We start from the raw sequence: 13,653 nt of genomic DNA on the forward strand, positions 1-13,653 counted from the left end.
CTGTTCGTGCAGATGGACCAGCCTGCTGAGCGGGTGGCATTTGGTTCGTTCGTCCTGGACGCGGGCACCGCCCGATTCGTCGGGTCGGAGGAGTTGGCATCCGTGTTGGGCTTCACCCCGGGCGACGTGGTGCTGACCGCGATGATGGTGACCTCGCACCTCCACCCGGCCGACCAGGCCCGGTGGCAGGCCGGTGTGCAGCGGTGCCTGGAGACCGGGCTTCCGCAGGTGGTCGCCCACCGGCTGGTGACGGCCGACCGCAGCGAGCGGCCCGCCACCACCACATTCACCGCGCACTGCGACCACGGCCGGGTGGTGTCGGTGACGGGCGTCGTCGCCGACCTGAGCCATCAGCTCCGCACCGTCACCGACGTCGAGATCGGGACGGCGGTCCGCGCCTCGGCGGCGACCCGCAGCGAGATCGACCAGGCGAAGGGCATCGTGATGGCCGCCTTCGACGTCGACGCCGAGCAGGCGTTCGCGCTGCTCACGTGGCACTCGTCGCACAGCAACCGCAAGCTGCGAGACCTGTCCGGGGAACTGATCGTCCGGTTGTCGTCGGCCCACCCCGAGCGCCCGTTGCGTCAGCGGCTGGCGACGGTCTTCACCGACCTCGGCAGTCCGAAGGCGATGCCGTCCGGTCGGACCGTGCCCGCCGTGGAGGTCGCCGCCGCAGCCAGCCTCATCCCGCCGGCGCTGCTGCCCGGGATCCTGACCCGGGCCGCGCAGGACGCCTCGGTGGCCATCACCGTCGCCGATGTGACCGCGCCCGACCAGCCGCTCGTGTACGCCAACCACGCCTTCGAACGGCTCACCGGGTACCCGGCGGCCGACGTTCTCGGCCGCAACTGCCGGTTCCTGCAAGCCGGTCAGCATGACCCGCAGGAGCGGGCGGCGATCCGGGCCGCCATCGCCGACGGTCGGGCCGTTGACTCGTTGATCCTGAACTACCGCCGTGACGGTCGGGCGTTCTGGAACGAATTCCACCTCTCACCGGTGCGGAACGCGGCCGGTCGGGTCACCCACTACATCGGCCACCAGCTCGACGTCACCGATCGGATCGAGCGCGAGCAGCAGCTGGACCGGTTGGCGTCCTAACGATCACCCGGACGCTTTCGCCGATGCGGATCAGGAACCGCACCAACGCGCCCTCGACCACCGGGCACACGGCAAACCGTTCGATTCCGGCCGACCAGGTTGACGTTCGCCCATGGTGTTCGTGTTCGGCCACCGTGAGCGCGATGAGCACGTTGGCATCCAAAAGGTAGGTCGTCACTCCTCGTCCAGCGCGGCCGTGACCTGTTCCGACGTCACCCGACGACCGACACTGATCACCGGGAATCCGGACCGTTCATCGGTGGCGATGGTGACCGGCACGTCGAGTTGACTCTGCCCGCGAACGGTCAGATCGGCCACCACGGCCGACAGCGACCGTCCCGTGCGTGTGGCGATATCGAGTGCGCGTCGATGCACGGCTGGCGGGAGATCCACGGTGGTGCGCATGTCCGCATCACCGGTGATGCCGCGAGCACTCCCCGTGCGGGGTGATGGCGCGCTCGATCAGCTGCGGGTCCAGGTCGACGCTGGCGCGGCAACGGCAGACCACTCCCGCTGCCCCATCCTCGAATTGCCACGCAACCTCATGCCGACCGCGCATCACGGCAGCGCCAAGATGTCACGAAGCCAACCGTCGACCTGGACGATGAAACTGACTACCACCGCGACGACGAACTGGCCGGAGTCGGTCCGCCCGGTGAACGGTGCGACACGCGGTCAAACGTTGAAGCGGAACTCGACCACGTCGCCGTCGGCCATCACGTAGTCCTTACCCTCCATCCGCACCCGCCCGGCGGCCTTGGCCGCGGCCATCGAGCGGGCAGTCATCAAATCGTCGAAGGACACGATCTCGGCCTTGATGAAGCCGCGCTCGAAGTCGGTGTGGATGACACCGGCAGCCTGGGGGGCGGTGTCGCCCTTGTGGATGGTCCAGGCCCGGGCTTCCTTCGGGCCGGCGGTCAGGTAGGTCTGCAGGCCCAGGGTGTGGAAACCCGCTCGCGCCAACGCATGCAGGCCCGGCTCGGACTGCCCGACCGACTCCAGCAGCTCCCGCGCGGACTCCTCGTCGAGTTCCAGCAGCTCGTGCTCGACCTTCGCGTCCAGGAACACCGCATCCGCCGGCGCGACCGCGGCGGCCAGCTCGGCCCGTTTCGCCTCGTCGGTCAGCACCGCCTCGTCGGCGTTGAACACGTACAGGAACGGCTTCGCGGTCAGCAGCGAGAGTTCCCGCAGCAGCGCCAGATCCAGCTTGTCCCGGACGGAGAACAGCGTCCGGCCGTCGTTCAGGACCTCGTTGGCCGCCTTGGCCGCGGCCAGCACCGGCGCCCGGTCCTTGGCGTTGCGGGCCTCCTTCTCCAGCCGCGGGATCGCCTTCTCCAGCGTCTGCAGGTCAGCCAGGATCAGCTCGGTGTTGATCGTCTCGATGTCCGACAGCGGGTCGACCCGGCCGTCGACGTGCACCACGTCGTCGTCGGCGAAGACCCGGACCACCTGGCAGATCGCGTCGGCCTCACGAATGTTGGCCAGGAACTTGTTGCCGAGCCCGGCCCCCTCGCTCGCGCCCTTGACGATGCCGGCGATGTCCACGAACGAGACAACGGCCGGCACCGTCTTGACCGACCCGAAGACCTCGGCGAGCCGGTCCAGCCGCGGATCGGGGATCGGCACGACCCCGACGTTCGGCTCGATCGTCGCGAACGGGTAGTTCGCGGCCAGCACGTTGGCCTTGGTCAGGGCGTTGAACACGGTGGACTTGCCCACGTTGGGCAGGCCGACGATGCCGAGGGTCAGACTCACGAGGCGTCAGTCTACGGTTGCCGCCCGATCCTCCGACCGTCCCCGACGTGCGGTGCCGGCGATCACCGCCGGCGGCTTCCGGGGCGAGACGGTGTCGCAGACCGCCACCGCGACCTCGATGGCCAGGATCAGACCCAACAGCTGCACGGTGGACACGAACGGATCGAACGAGACACCGGCGAACCACGCGAGGCCGGCCATGACGGCCACGGCGATGAGGGCGGCCAGCCCGGTCCGGCCCACATCGAGCCAGCTGGCGCGGGTCTGGGCAACGCCGTACCGCTTCACCGGAGCCGGTCCACCGGCGAACCGGTGCGCGAACCGCACGTCGGCCCAGCTGATCATTGCGTGCCCGTAGGCGATGGAGAACCCGAGGTAGATCGCCGCCAGGGCGTGCGCCGCCCCCGGTTCCGCCCCGGATCGCAGGTGCAGCGCGGTGGCCACCAGCAGCACCAGATCCAGGACGGGTGCCATGACGAGCAGGGCCGCGCCGAGCACCGGACGCCGGAGCAGGTACCGCGCCGCCAGCCCGAGCACGATCGCGACCCAGAAACCGATCTCGCAGGCCAGGATCACCGAGTAGATCATTGCGCCTCCTTGTCAGCACGACTGTGCTAGTTAAAGTAACACAGTCGTGCTGACATAGAATGAGCTCGTGCCCCGGCTCATCGATCACGATCAGCGACGGGAGGAGCTCGCCCAGGCCCTCTGGCAGGTGGTCACGAGCAAGGGCATCGGCGCCGTGTCCATCCGCGAGGTGGCCGCGACCGCCGGCGTCTCGGCCGGCTCACTGCGGCATCTGTTCCCCACCCGCGAGCAGCTCGTCATTGCGGCGGCCGAGCAGATGCTGCACAACGTGGAGCGCCGCATCATGTCTCTCCCCCGGGACGTCCTACCCATCGAATTCGCCGAAAGTGCTCTGGCCCAGGCACTCCCGCTGGACCCGGAGCGGCGTATCGAGTTCGCAGTGAACCTTGCCCTGGTGGCGGAGGAACCCGCGGTGCCGGCCCTGGCCGGCATCCGCCGGCAGACCTACGACGATCTGCGCCGGCTGTGCCGGGTCGTGGTCGGCTCCCTCCGGCCGGAGGACGGCGACGATGCCATCGAGGCGACGGCCCGGCGACTACACGTCCTGGTGGACGGGCTGGCATTCCATCTGTTCCAGGACACCCAGGACGATGGTTGGGCGATGACCCAACTGCGGGCCGAGCTGACGGCGATCGTCACATCGCCCCAGCCGCGGGGCTGAAGATCAGGCCGGCCGGCGCAGCACCGTGACGGCCCAGTCGGCGCCGTCCCGCCAGGGGTCCAGGTGCCAGGTGGCAAACCGATGCTCGACGACCAGCCCCACCGCCACCGCGTCGGTGTCCAGGGCGTCGACCCGGTAGTCCCGGTCGGTGTGGAAGCCGGTGACCAGCCGCCCGCCCGGCACCAGTAGGCCGGCGAGCACCCGCAGCACGTCCCGCTCCGTGCCGGGCGCCAGATAGACCATGACGTTGCCCGGCAGCGCGATGATGTCGAACGAACGCGGCAGTTCCGCCGTGCCCAGCGCCGCCGGCACCCGCAGCAGGTCCGAGACCAGGAGAGTAGGTCCCGGATACCGGGAACGGGCGATGTCGATCAGCCCGGCGTCCCGGTCGACGCCGATCACCTGGTGCCCCATCCGGTGCAGCGCACCGGAGACCCGGCCGGTGCCGCAGCCGCCGTCCAGGATCGTGGACCCCCGGGCGGCCATCATGTCGATGAACCGCGCCTCGCCCTCCAGATCGGCGCCCTCGCGGTACTGCCGGTCGAACCGGTCGACGTACCAGTCCCACTTCTCGCCGACGACGGTCAGCTCCCAGCGGGTCGGCGGTGCTGGCTGATCGGTCACCGGCGCATGATGGCACGGATGAGCCTCGCCCCGCCCGACCCGGTTGTCCTCGACCTGCCCGTCACCGGCCCATTCGCCGCCGACGACCTGCTGGCCTTCCTGGGCCGGCGATCGGTGCCCGGGGTGGAGTACGTCCGTGGGCGGGAGTACGCCCGGGCACTGCGGATCGGCTCGGGCGAGGACGCGGAGGTCGGCACGATCCATCTGCGCCTGCCCGGTCCGGCGGACCCGCCGGCCGTCCACGCCACGATCCGATTCGCGGCGCAGTTCGAGGCGGCCGTCGACCGCTGCCGGCACCTGCTGGATCTGGACACCGACGGCGCCGCCGTCGACCGGATGCTGCACGCCGACCCGAGCCTGCGGGCGTCGGTGCGGCAGCGTCCCGGCCTGCGGGTTCCCGGCACGACCGACCCGCAGGAGACGCTGGTCAAGGCGATGCTCGGCCAGCAGGTCTCGGTGGCCGGCGCCCGAACCGCGGCCACCCGGCTCGTCGCGATGGCGGACGACCGGCTGCCCCGGCCGATCGACGGCCTCACCCACCTGTTCCCGGAACCGGCGAGAATCGCCGCCCTCGGACCGATGGCCTTCGCCGGACCCCGGGCGCGCGCCCAGGCCATCGTCACCGCCGCGACGGCCCTGGCCGACGGCACCGTGACCCTGGACCCAGCCGATCCACGCAGCCGCTCTGCGGTGCTGGCGCTACCCGGCATCGGCCCGTGGACGGCCGACTACGTGGCGATGCGGGTGCTCGGCGACCACGACGTACTGCTGGTGGACGACCTGGCCATCCGCCGCGGCGCGGCCGCCCTCGGCCTGCCGGCGGAGGCGAAGGACCTGGCCGCCCGTGGACTGGAGTGGCGGCCGTTCCGGTCGTATGCCGGGATGCACCTGTGGGCCGCGGCCGGCTGATGGGACCGGCCGTGGTCGGCCCGCGCGGTCGATCGACCGGCCGTACCCATCCCGGCCGGGCCGACTCCACGCATGGTCCCGCTGACGTGGAGTCGCTCGGAGTGGAGTGGAGGCCGCCTCGGCCCGGCCGACTAGACTCCGCTGCGTGACGACCACCCCGGACGGCAATCAGGCGGACGACGAGAAGCCGGCTGAAGAGCACCATCGATCCGCCGGCGAGGAACTCGAGTGGATCGGCGCCGAGGTCGAGGCGCGGCCCAAGGTTCAGTTCTGGATCTGGATCGGCATCGCCGCGGTGCTGGTCATCGTGCTGATCTTCATCATCGTCACCGCCCTGTAACGGCGGGCCTTCCGCTCACGGCGAGGTGGCGAGCGCCTCCAGGTAACGCATGAGCACCAGTTCGCCCAGGGCCGTGCCCAGCGGCGCCGCGACCTCGGCCCCAATCTGCGCTGCCGATCGGGTGACCTGATCGAGCAGCAATCCCGGCGCCAGGAACAGGGGCACCACTCCGATCCGCCGGCCCTCCTCGGTGGCGCGGTCGAGGACCTCGGCCGCCGACGGCGAGCCGACGGTGCCGAACCCGGCCCAGACGGGCCCCAGCCGGCGTTCGCTCCACCGGCGGGCCAGGTCGTGCACGGCGGCATTGGCCGAGTCGCGGCTGGAACCCACGGCATACAGCAGGATCGCTTCGTGGGCGGCGATGTGGGCGCGCGCGGCCGACTCCTCCAGGGCGAGCAAGACTTCCTCGCCCATGCCCAGGATTCCGGCCAGCCGGAGCGCCACGCCGGTGTCGAGTTGGGCGTTCCCGACTGCGGTCGGCACGTCCACGGTCGCGTGGAACGCGTCGGTGAACAGCAGGGGCACCACGATGGCGGTGTCGAAGTCCGCGGCGGCCCGGGCGGCCGCGATCGCGGAGCAAAGGTCGGGCTCGGACAGATCGAGAAACGCCGGGATCGCCCGCAGGCCCGGTTTCATCACGGCGACCGCGTCCATCACCTGACCGATGACGACGGCGGCCCGAGGGTCCCGGCTGCCGTGCGCCAACCCGATCAGCGGAGGAAGAGGACGAACGGTCACTCGAACAGGCTAGGACGGGAAAGCGGGCCCGGCGAACCGAACCCGCTTTCCCGCGATCGAACGAATCAAATCCCGATGGTCAAGCCCCTGCGGCGAGCAGTGCTAGCGATTGCCGGTCAGCCCCCGGGCTTCCAGGATCGCCCGCTCCAGCGGCCGGAACATGATCAGCTCCACGCCGACCCCCACGACGAAGATCAGGATCAGACCGGCATACAGCAGCGGCGCGTCCGACAGGTCGCGACCCTGGTTCATCAGCTGGCCGAGCCCGAACCCGAGCTTGGACGAGGTGACGATCAGCTCGGCGGCCATCAGCGACCGCCAGGAGAAGGCCCAGCCCTGCCGCAGGCCGGCCAGGAAGCCGGGCAGCGCGGCGGGAATCAGCACGTGCCGGGCCTGACCCCACCAGCCCAGGCCGAGCACCTTGCCGACCCGGGTGTACAGCGGCGGCACCTGGTCGATGCCGGCGGTCAGCCCGTTGGCGATGGACGGCACCGCGCCGAGCAGCACGACCATGTAGATCATCGCCGGGCTGATCTGGAACCACAGGATGGCCAGCGGCACCCACGCCACGGACGGCATCGACTGCAGGCCGGACAGCAGCGGACCGACCGAGGCCCGAATCCACTTGAACCGGGCCACCGCCAGGCCGATCGGCACGGCCAGCACGATGGCCATCGCGAACCCGAACAGGCCGCGCGACAGGCTCGTCCAGATCGTCTGCCAGGCCTGCCCGGATTCCAGCAGCCGGCCGAGCTCGCCGAACACGGCGACCGGCGACGGCAGCATCACCTCCGGCTTGACACCGAGCAGGTAGACGATCTCCCAGATGACCAGGACCAGGACCAGCGCGAGGAACGGCGGGACGATCGAGGTGCCCAGCCGCTTCCACCAGGGGTCGCGATGACGTTCCGGTTCCTCGAGCGCGTCGAGGCCGGCGCCGACCGCCGCCGTGTCCTCGCGCTCGACCTCTTCCTTGGTGATGACGGAGTCGTCAAGCGCGGGCATGGGCGTCGTCCTTCGTGAGCTGGCGGGGCAGTCCGGATCGGGCCGGCGCGGCGGCGGCGACCGGTCCGGTCGGGGCGGCGTGGCTGGCGATTTCCTCGCGCAGCCGCAGTGTGATCTCCGCCGCCAGGGCGCCCACCGCGGGGTGCTCGATCGTCCGCGGTCCGCGGATGTTGATCTCCCACTCGCCGACGACCCGGCCCGGCCGGGAGGACAGCAGCACGACCCGCTGTCCCAGCCGGACGGCCTCGCGGACGTTGTGGGTGACGAAAACGATGCTGTTGCCCGTCGCCTTCCACACCCGGGTCAGCTCGTCATGCATGACGTCCCGGGTGATCGCGTCGAGCGCGGCGAACGGCTCGTCCATCAGCAGCACATCGCTGTCCTGGCCGAGGGCGCGGGCCAGCGCGACCCGCTGGCGCTGGCCGCCGGACAGCTCGTGCACCCGCCGGTCGGCATGCCCGGACAGTCTGACCAGGTCGAGAAGTTCCTCCACCCGCGCCGGGCGCTGCTTCCGCGCGACCCCGGCGTACTTCAACGCGAGGGAGATGTTCTGGCCGGCGGTCAACCATGGGAACAGTGCGGACTCCTGGAACATCAGCGCCGGCCGACCGGCGCTGGTGACTGTGCCCGAGGCAGGCAGACGAACTCGCCGGGAGCCACCGAGAGGCTGACGTCGTCCAACGCCTTGACCGCGCCCCGCCGGCTCCGGAAAACCTTGGTGACGTGGTCGATGTGGACGGCGTCATCGGCGCTCTCGGCCTTGTCGGCCAGCAGCGGCACGACCCGGGGGTCATCCTCGGCGTAACCGATCTCGGACTCGTCGACGAGAGTCATCTGCTTCCCCTTACTCCTGGCCGAGACCGGCCGCGCTGACCGGCTTCTCACCGAGCTCGGTGAGCACTGCATTCAACTGCCGCAAGTCGTAGATGCCGCTCAGGTCGGGCTTGCTGGTGAGCGTGCCCGCCGCCAGACCGTTCTCCGCGATCGTGTCCAGGGTTCCGGCCAGCGGATCCCAGGTCGGCTCGATGTTGGCGAAGGCCGACGTGATGGTGGCGTCCGCCAGCGGCTTGCCGGTGAGCTCAGCCAGCGCCGCGTTCAGATCGGTCCGCGCGGTGGCCGGGTCGGTCTCGATCGCCTTGATCTCCTTGATCTCGCCGCCGATCAGCGCCTTCACGGTGTCCGGGTGCTGCTCGAGGAACGGCGTGGCGACGATCAGGATGGTCGTCTGGAACTTCTCGTCCGGCCACAGGGTCTTCTCGTCGACAAGCACCTTGCCGTCGGCCTCGTTGACCAGCCGCGATGCCCACGGCTCCGGCAACCAGGCGCCGGCGATCTCCCCGGACTTGAACAGGTCCAGGGTCTGCGCGTTCTCCTGGTTGACGATGTCGACGTCGCTGCCGCCGGTCGTCTGCGTCTTGAGTCCGTTGTCCAGCAACCACTTGCGCAGGGCGACGTCCTGGGTGCCGCCCAACTGCGGGGTGGCCAGCGTCTTGCCAGTCAGGTCGGCGGGCCCGTTGATGTCCTTGGCCACCACGAAGCTCGCGCCGTTGTCGGTGGCCCCGGCCACGATCCGGATGGCCTCACCGTTTGACTTGGCAAAGGAGTTGATGGCCGGGTTCGGGCCGATGAAGGTGGCATCGATGGCGCCGGACAGCAGGGCTTCGGTGGCGGCCGGGCCGGCGTTGAACGTGGTGGTCTCGAGCTTGGTGTCGCCCAGGGCTTCCTGGAACGTGCCGTTCTTCACGCCGAGGACGGCGGCGGCATGGGTGACGTTGGGGAAGTAGCCCAGGCGCAGGGTGTCGGCAGCGGTGCCACCGCCCGCGGCGGCAGAACCGCTGGCGGCACCGGACCCGGCGGCGGCCGAAGTGGCCGCTGAACTGGTGGTGCCGGAGGAAGAGGAGGAGGAGCCACAGGCGGCCAGCGCGAGCAGCGCGGCGACGGCGCCACCAAGCACGGCGACGGATTTGAGGCGGGTGGAGGTGCGGCGGATCGACACGAACGATTCCTTCAGGGCGAGACCCCGGTCACGGACCGGGAGTGTGGGCGTTGCTGGGGGTGAGCGGGTACGCGCGGCCGGTACAGGCCGGCTGCGGACATCGCTCCAGGTGGATCGTTTCGTGACGGCTCATGACAGCCAGTCCTCCTCGGCATCGGCGGGGGTTGCGGGAACAGTGGTCTGGGGGTGCAGGGCGGCGAGCCGGTCACCGACCATGCCGGCGGCCAGCGAGGTTCCGTCGGCCGGGTCGATGATCAGCAGCGACCCGACGGCCCCGCCCGGGCGGTAAGCCTCGACGGGCACCGGGTCGGCGGTGCGGATGGTGACCTGAGCGATGTCGTTGAGCGCCAACGACTCCGGCGCCGGCCCGTAGGCCAGGGTGCCGATGTCCAGCAGGTGGTCCAGCGAGGTGACCAGCGCCCGGGTGATGGTGGTGCCGTAGCGCAGCAGCGCCCGCGCCCCTGGCTTCAGCGGATTCTCGGCGAGCTGGGTGACGGTGGCGGTGAACTGGGTGACCGGTTCCGGCACCTGGCCGGCGGCGATCAGGTCACCGCGGGACAGGTCGACATCGTCGGACAGCAGCAGCGTGACCGATTCGCCGGCGACCGCGAACTCCCGCGGCCCGTCGGCGGTGTCGATCCCGGTGACCGTGGTCCGCCGGCCCGACGGCAGCACAACCACCTCGTCGCCCGGATGCACGGTGCCGGCGGCGACCCGGCCCGCGTAGCCGCGGTAGTCGGGCAGTTCGTCCGAGCGAGGCCGGATGACGTACTGCACCGGAAACCGCAGATCCTCGGCGGCCGAACTGTTCTCCAGCTCCACCGTCTCCAGGTGCTCGAGCACGCTGGGCCCGTCGTACCAGCTGATCCGCTCGGATCGGGCCACCACGTTGTCCCCGTTCAGCGCCGAGATCGGGATCGCGGTGATCTCGTGAATACCCAAACCCTTGGCGTAGGCCGAGAATTCGGCGGCGATGGCGTCGAACACCGTCTGGTCGTAGTCGACCAGGTCGATCTTGTTGACGGCCAGCAGCAGGTGCGGCACGCCGAGCAGGGCGGCCACCGCGGCATGCCGCCGGGTCTGCGCGACGACGCCGGTGCGGGCATCGGTGAGCACGACCACCAGATCCGCGGTGGACGCGCCAGTGACCGTATTCCGGGTGTACTGCACGTGCCCAGGGGTGTCGGCCAGGATGAAGGTGCGGGCCGGCGTGGCGAAGTAGCGGTAGGCCACGTCGATGGTGATGCCCTGCTCGCGTTCCGCCCGCAGCCCGTCGACCAGCAGCGACAGGTCGACGGTCTCCAGGCCGCGCGCCTCCGACGTGCGCTGGACCGCGTCCAACTGGTCGGACAGGACCGACTTGGAGTCGTGCAGCAGCCGGCCAACCAGGGTGGACTTGCCGTCGTCGACCGAACCGGCGGTGGCGAACCGGAGCAGGCCGCGCGAGTGCGAGAGTTCCTCGGCGAGTTCGTGCGCCTCGACGCCGAGGTCGGCGGAACCGTTGATGGCGGTCGTCATTTAGAAGTACCCCTCACGCTTACGGTCCTCCATGGCGGCCTCACCGAGCTTGTCGTCGGCGCGGGTGGCCCCGCGTTCGGTGATCCGGGTGGCGATGATCTCCTCGATCACCGCGCGCACATCGGTGGCCTGCGAGTCGACGGCGCCGGTGCAGGACATGTCGCCGACGGTCCGGTAACGCACCCACCGGTTCTCCAGCACCTCACCCTTCGCCGGGCCGCCCCACTCACCCGGGGTCAGCCACATTCCGCTGCGCGCGAAGACGTCCCGCCGATGCGCGTAGTAGATCTCCGGCAGGTCGATGTTCTCGGCCTCGATGTAGTTCCAGACATCCAGCTCGGTCCAGTTGGACAGCGGGAACACCCGGACGTGTTCGCCCGGCGCGTGTTTGCCGTTGTACAGCCCCCACAACTCAGGGCGCTGCCGGCGCGGGTCCCAGCCGCCGAACGCGTCGCGCAGTGAGAAGATCCGCTCCTTGGCCCGGGCCCGCTCCTCGTCGCGGCGGGCCCCGCCGATCACCGCGTCGTACTTCTCGGCGGCGATGGTGTCGACCAGCGGCACCGTCTGCAGCGGGTTGCGGGTGCCGTCGGGGCGCTCGGCGAGCCGGCCGTCGTCGATCCAATCCTGCACCTTGGCCACGGCCAACCGGAGCCCGCCGGCGGCCACCACCCGGTCGCGATAGGCGATCACTTCGGGGAAATTGTGGCCGGTGTCCACGTGCAGCAATGAGAACGGCAGCGGGGCGGGATGAAACGCCTTGCGGGCCAGGTGCAGCACCAGCACCGAGTCCTTGCCGGCGGAGAACAGGATGACGGGCTTGTCGAACTGGCCGGCCACCTCCCGCAGGATGTGGATCGACTCGGACTCCAGCGCGCGCAGATGCGGGCTGGCGACCCGGCGGGTGGCCAGGCCGTCCGCGGTGGCCGTCATGCCAGTCCTCTTTCGGTCAGTAGATCCAGCAGCAGGGCGATCGACCGCGCCTGGTCGACCGTCGAGGTGTCGATGCGCAGGTCGGGATCGGCCGGGATCTCGTAGGGGTCGTCGACCCCGGTCATCGAGCTGATCTCCCCGCGGTAGGCCTTGGCGTACAAGCCCTTCACGTCGCGGTCAGCGCAGACTTCGACCGGCGTGGACAGGTGCACCTGCACCAGCTCAGTGCCGCGCTCCGCGTGGTGGGCGCGGACCTTGTCCCGGGCGTCGGCGTACGGCGCGATGACCGGCACCAGCACGAGCACCCCGTGCCGGGCCAGCAGCTCGGCGACGAAACCGATGCGGGTGACCTGGGTGTCGCGGTCGGCCTTGGAGAAGCCGAGGCCCGCGGACAGGTGCGTGCGCACCTCGTCGCCGTCGAGCAGTTCGGTGTCGATCCCGCGCTGGGCCAGCACCCCGATCAGCGCGCGGGCCAGGGTGGTCTTGCCCGCGCTGGGCAGGCCGGTGAGCCAGAGGGTGGCGCCCGGCCGGGATCGATTCCCGGCCGCGGCACCGCCTTCGGCGAGGGTCTGAGTTGTCGTCATGTATTGATCCCACATTCGGTTTTGGTCAGTCCGGCCCATCGGCCGGACCGGGAGTCCTGGCCCGGCAGCACCCGCCGGGTACAGGGCTCGCAGCCGATCGACGGGTACTCGTCGGACAGCAGCGGGTTGACCAGAACGTTGTTGTTCTCGATGTAGTGGGCGACATCGTCGTCGGACCACGCGGCCAGGGGGGCGATGCGGACCTTCCCGCGTTTGGCGTCGAACTGCACGGCCGGGGTGTTCGCCCGGGTGACGGCCTCGGACCGCCGCATCCCGGTGGCCCAGGCCTCGTACCCGCGCAGCGCCTTGTTCAGGGGCGCCACCTTGCGCAGTGCGCAACACAGATCCGGATCGCGGGCGAACAGGTCCTTGCCGTGTTCGGCGTCCTGCTCGGCCACCGTCTGCAGCGGCAGCAGGCGGCGCAGCGTCACCGGGTAGACCGCCTCGACCGCATCGGCCGTGCCGATGGTCTCGATGAAGTGGTAGCCCGTGTCCAGGAACAACACATCGACACCCGGGATCACCTGACCGGCCAGGTGCACGAGCACGTTGTCCTGCATGGACCCGGCGACGGCGAAGGTCGCACCGAAGGTGTCGGCGGCCCAGCGCAGGATCTCCTCCGCCGAGGCGTCGGCGAGATCGACCGCCGCCTTCGTGGCGATCGCCTCCAGCTCGGCCGGGGACCGCAGCGCGGCCGCCGTCGTCATGGGGTCACCTGCACCGGCATCGACCCGGCAACCGGTGCCGTCGAGTTGCGCCCGGCCAGCCCGATGAACTTCACCGAGAACACCCGCAGGCAGTCGCGGCAGCTCCAGGCGCCGTGGCCGGATTCGCTCGGCCACAGGTTCGTCTCGCCGCAGTACGGGCAGTACTGGGCGGGGGCACGATTTTCACTCATCACGACCGC

Annotated in this window: 16 protein-coding genes and 1 pseudogene; 4 read left to right on the plus strand and 13 right to left on the minus strand. The window is 70.2% G+C overall.

The features are described from left to right. The first annotated feature begins 12 nt into the window (after positions 1 to 12). The gene (locus ACILSK_RS06630) at positions 13 to 1,098 is read left to right on the plus strand and encodes a PAS domain S-box protein (RefSeq protein ID WP_395726349.1); all 1,086 of its coding nucleotides are present in this window, start codon (positions 13 to 15) and stop codon (positions 1,096 to 1,098) included. Between the two features lie 174 nt (positions 1,099 to 1,272). Here ACILSK_RS06630 and ACILSK_RS06635 read toward each other — a convergent pair whose 3' ends face one another. The 3 genes from ACILSK_RS06635 to ACILSK_RS06645 all read right to left on the minus strand — a co-directional run bounded on the left by ACILSK_RS06635 (position 1,273) and on the right by ACILSK_RS06645 (position 3,441). Then, complete coding sequence (locus tag ACILSK_RS06635; protein ID WP_395726350.1) at positions 1,273 to 1,503, minus strand: hypothetical protein; 231 nt, start codon at positions 1,501 to 1,503, stop codon at positions 1,273 to 1,275. A 270-nt stretch (positions 1,504 to 1,773) separates the two neighbouring features. Then, positions 1,774 to 2,853 (minus strand): redox-regulated ATPase YchF, encoded by a 1,080-nt coding sequence (gene ychF, locus ACILSK_RS06640; RefSeq protein ID WP_395726351.1) that lies wholly within the window; start codon positions 2,851 to 2,853, stop codon positions 1,774 to 1,776. 6 nt (positions 2,854 to 2,859) lie between these two features. After that, a complete protein-coding gene (locus tag ACILSK_RS06645) occupies positions 2,860 to 3,441 on the minus strand; it encodes a hypothetical protein (RefSeq protein ID WP_395726352.1) in 582 nt (193 codons plus the stop codon). 67 nt (positions 3,442 to 3,508) lie between these two features. On the opposite strand from ACILSK_RS06645, the gene ACILSK_RS06650 reads away from it, so the two are divergent. Continuing rightward, complete coding sequence (locus tag ACILSK_RS06650; protein WP_395726353.1) at positions 3,509 to 4,102, plus strand: TetR/AcrR family transcriptional regulator; 594 nt, start codon at positions 3,509 to 3,511, stop codon at positions 4,100 to 4,102. A gap of 3 nt (positions 4,103 to 4,105) precedes the next feature. Here the strand turns inward: ACILSK_RS06650 and ACILSK_RS06655 are convergent, their stop codons facing one another. Then, entirely contained in the window at positions 4,106 to 4,726 is a 621-nt protein-coding gene (locus tag ACILSK_RS06655; RefSeq protein ID WP_395726354.1) for a class I SAM-dependent DNA methyltransferase, read from the minus strand. 18 nt (positions 4,727 to 4,744) lie between these two features. Between ACILSK_RS06655 and ACILSK_RS06660 the strand changes: the two genes are divergently transcribed. After that, on the plus strand, positions 4,745 to 5,635 hold the full coding sequence (locus tag ACILSK_RS06660; protein WP_395726355.1) for a DNA-3-methyladenine glycosylase 2: 891 nt from the start codon (positions 4,745 to 4,747) through the stop codon (positions 5,633 to 5,635). A gap of 145 nt (positions 5,636 to 5,780) precedes the next feature. Further along, entirely contained in the window at positions 5,781 to 5,975 is a 195-nt protein-coding gene (locus ACILSK_RS06665; protein WP_395726356.1) for a hypothetical protein, read from the plus strand. A gap of 15 nt (positions 5,976 to 5,990) precedes the next feature. On the opposite strand, the gene ACILSK_RS06670 is transcribed toward ACILSK_RS06665, so the two are convergent. The 9 genes and pseudogenes from ACILSK_RS06670 to ACILSK_RS06710 all read right to left on the minus strand — a co-directional run bounded on the left by ACILSK_RS06670 (position 5,991) and on the right by ACILSK_RS06710 (position 13,644). Next, complete coding sequence (locus tag ACILSK_RS06670; protein ID WP_395726357.1) at positions 5,991 to 6,713, minus strand: sirohydrochlorin chelatase; 723 nt, start codon at positions 6,711 to 6,713, stop codon at positions 5,991 to 5,993. A 102-nt stretch (positions 6,714 to 6,815) separates the two neighbouring features. Continuing rightward, positions 6,816 to 7,718: an ABC transporter permease gene (locus ACILSK_RS06675; protein ID WP_395726358.1), complete on the minus strand. Its 903-nt coding sequence runs from the start codon at positions 7,716 to 7,718 to the stop codon at positions 6,816 to 6,818. Further along, positions 7,705 to 8,552 (minus strand): annotated as a pseudogene (locus tag ACILSK_RS06680) (ABC transporter ATP-binding protein). The gene ACILSK_RS06675 and the pseudogene ACILSK_RS06680 overlap by 14 nt, the downstream one beginning before the upstream one ends. A gap of 10 nt (positions 8,553 to 8,562) precedes the next feature. Beyond that, the gene (locus ACILSK_RS06685; RefSeq protein WP_395726359.1) at positions 8,563 to 9,714 is read right to left on the minus strand and encodes an ABC transporter substrate-binding protein; all 1,152 of its coding nucleotides are present in this window, start codon (positions 9,712 to 9,714) and stop codon (positions 8,563 to 8,565) included. 129 nt (positions 9,715 to 9,843) lie between these two features. Further along, positions 9,844 to 11,232: a sulfate adenylyltransferase subunit 1 gene (locus ACILSK_RS06690; protein ID WP_395726360.1), complete on the minus strand. Its 1,389-nt coding sequence runs from the start codon at positions 11,230 to 11,232 to the stop codon at positions 9,844 to 9,846. Further along, positions 11,233 to 12,162, minus strand: a complete 930-nt coding sequence (gene cysD / locus ACILSK_RS06695; protein ID WP_395726361.1) for a sulfate adenylyltransferase subunit CysD — start codon at positions 12,160 to 12,162, stop codon at positions 11,233 to 11,235. Then, positions 12,159 to 12,746: an adenylyl-sulfate kinase gene (gene cysC, locus ACILSK_RS06700; protein WP_395726362.1), complete on the minus strand. Its 588-nt coding sequence runs from the start codon at positions 12,744 to 12,746 to the stop codon at positions 12,159 to 12,161. The genes cysD and cysC overlap by 4 nt, the downstream gene beginning before the upstream one ends. Next, entirely contained in the window at positions 12,743 to 13,453 is a 711-nt protein-coding gene (locus ACILSK_RS06705) for a phosphoadenylyl-sulfate reductase (protein WP_395726363.1), read from the minus strand. Before ACILSK_RS06705 ends, cysC begins: the two co-directional genes overlap by 4 nt. Next, positions 13,450 to 13,644 (minus strand): hypothetical protein, encoded by a 195-nt coding sequence (locus tag ACILSK_RS06710; protein ID WP_395726364.1) that lies wholly within the window; start codon positions 13,642 to 13,644, stop codon positions 13,450 to 13,452. Before ACILSK_RS06710 ends, ACILSK_RS06705 begins: the two co-directional genes overlap by 4 nt. Positions 13,645 to 13,653 lie beyond the last annotated feature (9 nt).

The organism is Nakamurella sp. (assembly GCF_044224575.1).
In the GTDB taxonomy this organism is placed as follows: Bacteria; Actinomycetota; Actinomycetes; order Mycobacteriales; family Nakamurellaceae; genus Nakamurella.

Coding starts and splice junctions, on each gene's coding strand:
- ACILSK_RS06690 (WP_395726360.1), bottom strand. CDS start 11,232: ATGACGACCGCCATCAACGGTTCCGCCGACCTCGGCGTCGAGGCGCAC.
- cysD (WP_395726361.1), bottom strand. CDS start 12,162: ATGACGGCCACCGCGGACGGCCTGGCCACCCGCCGGGTCGCCAGCCCG.
- ACILSK_RS06635 (WP_395726350.1), bottom strand. CDS start 1,503: ATGCGCACCACCGTGGATCTCCCGCCAGCCGTGCATCGACGCGCACTC.
- cysC (WP_395726362.1), bottom strand. CDS start 12,746: ATGACGACAACTCAGACCCTCGCCGAAGGCGGTGCCGCGGCCGGGAAT.
- ACILSK_RS06675 (WP_395726358.1), bottom strand. CDS start 7,718: ATGCCCGCGCTTGACGACTCCGTCATCACCAAGGAAGAGGTCGAGCGC.
- ACILSK_RS06710 (WP_395726364.1), bottom strand. CDS start 13,644: ATGAGTGAAAATCGTGCCCCCGCCCAGTACTGCCCGTACTGCGGCGAG.
- ACILSK_RS06660 (WP_395726355.1), top strand. CDS start 4,745: ATGAGCCTCGCCCCGCCCGACCCGGTTGTCCTCGACCTGCCCGTCACC.
- ACILSK_RS06705 (WP_395726363.1), bottom strand. CDS start 13,453: ATGACGACGGCGGCCGCGCTGCGGTCCCCGGCCGAGCTGGAGGCGATC.
- ACILSK_RS06645 (WP_395726352.1), bottom strand. CDS start 3,441: ATGATCTACTCGGTGATCCTGGCCTGCGAGATCGGTTTCTGGGTCGCG.
- ACILSK_RS06630 (WP_395726349.1), top strand. CDS start 13: ATGGACCAGCCTGCTGAGCGGGTGGCATTTGGTTCGTTCGTCCTGGAC.